Annotated in this window: 1 protein-coding gene; it reads left to right on the plus strand. The window is 51.8% G+C overall.

The features are described 5' to 3' along the window. Positions 1 to 26: 26 nt before the first annotated feature. On the plus strand, positions 27 to 425 hold a 399-nt coding region (locus AC5ZGW_RS47210), incomplete at its 3' end, for a TylF/MycF/NovP-related O-methyltransferase (protein ID WP_496114281.1).

The following is a 425-nucleotide window of genomic DNA, read 5'->3' on the forward strand; positions in this document are numbered from 1 at the left end:
GCGCTTTTCGTCGGATCTGGGGAAACATGTTGTTGCCTGATCATGGTCGAATGATTGACCACAATGATGAGTTCTCGCGGGAATTCGCCCGTCTTTCGCCGGAGAATGACGTAACCGCCGAACGCAAATTCAATCTCAATGAGCTGTTTCGGCTTGTCTACTCGATTGCTGGAGACGTTGCTGAGTGTGGTACCTATAAGGGAGCCTCGGCCTACTTTCTTGCACGCCACATCCAACAGGCAGCCCTAAACAAGAAGCTGCTTCTCTTCGATTCTTTTCAGGGACTTTCTCAACCTGAATCCATTGACCAGTCCTACTGGAAGGAGGGCGACTTAACCTCTCATTTCAACGATGTTTGGAGCGCTCTGGCACCGCTCGGTCCCACGTCGTTCGTGGAGCTTTATAAGGGATGGATTCCGACGCGG

Source organism: Bradyrhizobium sp. Crot121 (assembly GCF_059512385.1).